Below are 4011 nucleotides of genomic sequence, written 5' to 3'. Positions count from 1 at the left end.
GTGCCGGAGGACTATGCGGTCGAACGTGTTCGTCTGCGCGTCGTCTGCGGCGGACATGCGGTTCCGGAGGACAAGATCCGGCAACGGTATGCCCGGTTGTGGCCACTCGTCGCCACAGCGATTCAACGGTGCGAGCAGGCTACGGTGTACGACAACCAGAATCGGACCACTCGGGTCGTCGCACGATTCGTCGAGGGATCCCTCGTGGCCGAACCTCATTGGCCGTCATGGACCCCCGACGCGCTGACGAACCCGACTCGGTATTCCGATCCGGAGTAACGCCTGATCTCCCCGGGAGACAGCTGTCTTACGACGTAGTAGTGCCACTCTCCGGCGTGGAGTCACTCGATGAGGCGGTCAGAACCGGGACGGGAATCGGTCACGCAGGTGTTTCGGGGTTATGGGTGCGAGCAGGTGCAGAACAGTGCGAGGTGAACTCACGCCGAAAACGACAAACTCGACGACCGACATGACGGTGACGAGCCGCCGCTCCGCGATCCGCTCGGCCAACTTCATGCCGGCCAAGACGGTGCGGACGTCCTTTTGATCAGAGAGGTGATTGAAACGAATGATGTACTGAGGCATCGGGTCCGGTGAGGTGATCCGGGCATGCCCGCGGCTGACGGGTCGGTTCTGGGATATGCCGGGCCGGAATCCCGAAACGTTTGCGAGGTCCCAGCCCCTGTCGTCCGGCATGGAGGGAAGGAAATGCAGCTGCAGGTCCGGGGCTTCGACCTCCGGTCGGGTTTTGATGTATGCACCGGCCAGTGATGCACTGATCGTCAGTGGACCGCTGCGCCCTCCGAGTAGTACTTCATCCCCGTGAGTGCCTGCGTGAAGATGTTGGCGACTTCTTGTTCGTCGACGGCGTCGGCGGTGCCGTAGTGCACCGATGCGGGAGTGTGCCAACCAATCCCGGAGTGGTGGTGAATGTGATTGTATTCGTTGAAGAATCCAGTCAGGAACTCGCGCGCATCATCAAGGGTGTCAAACGATTTCGGGAAATCATGGAGATACCTCAACGTCTTGAACCGCGCTTCCGAAGATCGGTGTAGACGCTTGTCTTGTTCGTGCCCTTCCTGCGGTGCCGCTGGATGCGGAACCCGAGAAAGTCGAACCCCTCGTCCAGGTGACATACCCGGGACTTTTCGATCGGGATCGGGCCATCACAGCTCACCGGTATTCACCAGCGTCTGAAGTTCGTGTCGTGCTCGCTGCATCAATTCCGCTGGTGCCCTTCGCCATGCACGAGGCATTCCCCCGCTCGGACTACTACGGCCCCTCCGCCCGACCGTGTGGCGATCGACAGACGACGCGTCAACCCGAATGCATAGACCTCAGGAAGAGACCGAGGCTCGGGAGCCTCGCGGTGGTTCCCACGTTCACTGCGAACCGCTCGAGGAGTGAGGTGCCCAGCTATGCCCCTGCCTCCGTTTCGCCACCGCTTGCCGGTGCGCGGATCGGTGTGGGGTGGTCGATTAGCAGGCCGAGCAGCCCCTGCCCGGTGGGCAAATCCCCGATCAACTACGCGTCGATTCGTCGATGCCCGGTAGATGAGTTCCTGCTATCGGTACTGCGCGCCCGGCGTCGGTGGTCTGAGTCCTACGAGCTGCGGGGTGGGGTGAGGGCGAGGGCGGCGTGGACGCCGCGGGGACGGCCGGCGCGGACCCACAGACGGTGAAGCACGCCGGCGATGAGTACGGAGGCGAGGAGACTGAACACCGGTTCCCCACGAGCGAGATTGATCAGCAACGTGAAGCCGACCACGACGGCGCCGGCGACATTGAGGAGCAGACGGCCGGGTCTGCGCTCACGGTGGGAAAACACAGCCATGGCCACCAGGCCGGCCAGGAAGCTCAAGAACACCGACACGGCGTAGAAGAGGACCAGTGTCTGATCTTCGCCGCGGGCGGCGGCGGTGACAGCCGCTGCGATGACTGTGAACAGGGCCACTCCGCTGTACGGGGTGTATCGAAGGTTGGTTCGCCCGAGCAGTGGTGGCAGGATGCCGGTGCTGCGGCCCTCGGGGTCGGTTTGGCGGGCAAGGGCTTTGAGTAGTCCCGGGCCCGCCTGGAAAGAGGAGCTGGCCGCCGAGAGCAGCAGTAACGCGGTCACGAGCTGAAACGCTGCGAATACCGGGGCAGGTGCGGCTACCCGGGCGAGTTCCGCGGTCTGCGTGGTGTCGGTCGTGGGGATCCCGATCTGCAGATAGTGCGCCTCGAGGGTCAGTCCCATCGTGATGGTTCCGACGATGCCGAGCATCATCCACAACGTGATCTGCCCGAACCGGCGGCGGCCGGCGTCATTTAGTTGGCCGAGTTGCGCGATAGCGGACGAGGGTGCCTCCACGCCGGTTGCCAGGGCCATCCCTACAGGGAACGCCAATGCCACTGCAAGAAGGGGCTGGTGGCCGGAGGTGGCAGCGATTGTGCCCACCGGCTGCGGCGACGCACCCCACCCGTACACCAACACGGTGATCGCCACGGCGATGAAGGCGATGGTCATCACCGCGAACACCAGCCGGCCCAGGTGTCCGAACCAGGTCATTGCTGCGACGACCAGGATCAATGCCAAGGCCAGGAGCGGCCGCTCGGCTGTGAGCGACGGGAAGTATGCAATCATCGCCGATGCCCCGGCCGACACACTGATGGCAATTGTCAGGACGAAATCGACGACGAGGGCTGCGATAGCGACGAACGCCCAGCCTTCGCCGAAGGCCTCGCCGATGGCCGCCGCCGCGCCGCCGCCCTGCGGGTAACGGGCAATCAGCTGCTGGTAGTTCACGCTCACCACCGCGACGATGGCAACGACTGCTCCCATGGTCGGGATCAGCAGAGCGAGATCACCGCCCAGGGCTCGCAGCGCAGCCTCGATAGCGTAGGCCACGGAGGAGACGGGGTCCGCCATGACCGCGAACGCGAACGCGAGGAGCAGCAACGGGCGGGCGCTGAGCATGTGGGTGATCCGACCACGCGGGGCGGGAGTGAGTTCCGGATCTGTGCCACCGGACACGGGACTCCTTCAGCGGTCGACGACGGCACCGCCGACCGGATTCCCCGGCGGGCCTCAACTCAGGGTAGAACCTGCAACGGATCGGGGTCCATCTCGCGCACCGGCTGTTGCGCACCCCGACACTGCACACGAACTCGCCGGCGTCACGGACCTGTAATCCGACACTCACGGGCCCCCGGAAACGACGTCTCACTCATTGGGAGATCCCCCGAGCCCGCGTTTTGCAACAGGTTACAGTCTGGAAGCCACTTGCCATCAGGGCGTCGACGACGACGATCAGCACCAGCGACAGCTCAGGAACATCAAAGGGGTTTGACGCCTTTTCTGGGCCGGGCGCTCCGCCGACCGGCAACCGAGGCGTCGCCGACGTGAGAACCGTTCGTGCAGTTGACTCCTGAAACCGGTGGCCCTGCCTGCGTTGCAGCAGTCACACAATGGTCGGCCGGCGTCCTTGTGCCAGCATGAATTCATGCGTCTCGAGGGACACGGCGGACGGGCAGGCGACAGTCGGCCCGTCGCGGATGAAGGGTTACGGATTCGGTGGGTGGTCCAGCCCGTGTTGCCGGTGACCCATATGCCGTGCTGTCACCGGGCACGGTGGACGAGCATCGTGAGTCAATCCGCAACTTTTCTCAGCAGATCACCCCAGAGACTGGATACATCGGAGACTAGATAATCTCCGCAACAGCGGCCAAACTGTCCGGACGATCCGAGGGACGATCGGTCATCGGGGCGATACGAATGCCAGGTCAGTTTGCTCGCGCTGCCGCGGTCGAGGGCACGTCGACGACGGCCATGTAGTGAGCATCGAAGGCGATGAGGCATTGCGCCGAACTTCGTCGCCGCGCCCACCGCGTCAACGTTTCACGTTCTTCGTCGGTCGACACCAAAGGCTGCTTCGGCCTACCACGCTTCGCTATACCAACCAGCATGGTCACCCCATCCGTTGCACGCAGCCCGCACCGGCGTCAATTCGATAACGAATTCCCGGCGCGGGAC

At 63.8% G+C, this 4011-nt stretch carries 3 protein-coding genes and 2 pseudogenes; 1 reads left to right on the top strand and 4 read right to left on the bottom strand.

Annotation, left to right across the window (positions count from 1 at the left end; translation table 11 throughout):
• Window positions 1-279 (top strand): annotated as a pseudogene (locus WAW17_RS02660) (ATPase); the annotation flags it as partial.
• Window positions 280-357: 78 nt separating this feature from the next.
• On the opposite strand, the gene WAW17_RS02655 reads toward WAW17_RS02660, so the two are convergent.
• The 4 genes and pseudogenes from WAW17_RS02655 to WAW17_RS02640 form a co-directional block, all read right to left on the bottom strand.
• Window positions 358-696 carry a GMC oxidoreductase gene (locus WAW17_RS02655; RefSeq protein ID WP_422331471.1) on the bottom strand — a complete coding sequence of 113 codons (339 nt, stop codon included), beginning with the start codon at window positions 694-696 and terminating at the stop codon, window positions 358-360.
• A gap of 212 nt (window positions 697-908) precedes the next feature.
• Window positions 909-1136: pseudogene (locus tag WAW17_RS02650) on the bottom strand (integrase core domain-containing protein); the annotation flags it as partial.
• A gap of 466 nt (window positions 1137-1602) precedes the next feature.
• A complete protein-coding gene (locus WAW17_RS02645; RefSeq protein ID WP_422331470.1) occupies window positions 1603-3012 on the bottom strand; it encodes an amino acid permease in 1410 nt (469 codons plus the stop codon).
• Window positions 3013-3761: 749 nt separating this feature from the next.
• Window positions 3762-3899, bottom strand: coding sequence for a hypothetical protein (locus tag WAW17_RS02640; RefSeq protein WP_422331469.1), 138 nt, complete (start codon window positions 3897-3899; stop codon window positions 3762-3764).
• Window positions 3900-4011: the final 112 nt, after the last annotated feature.

Source organism: Rhodococcus sp. (in: high G+C Gram-positive bacteria), from assembly GCF_049286785.1.
In the GTDB taxonomy this organism is placed as follows: domain Bacteria; phylum Actinomycetota; class Actinomycetes; order Mycobacteriales; family Mycobacteriaceae; genus Rhodococcus_F.
This window is presented reverse-complemented; position numbering and strand designations above follow the sequence as displayed.

Coding starts and splice junctions, on each gene's coding strand:
- WAW17_RS02655 (WP_422331471.1), bottom strand. CDS start 696: ATGCCGGACGACAGGGGCTGGGACCTCGCAAACGTTTCGGGATTCCGG.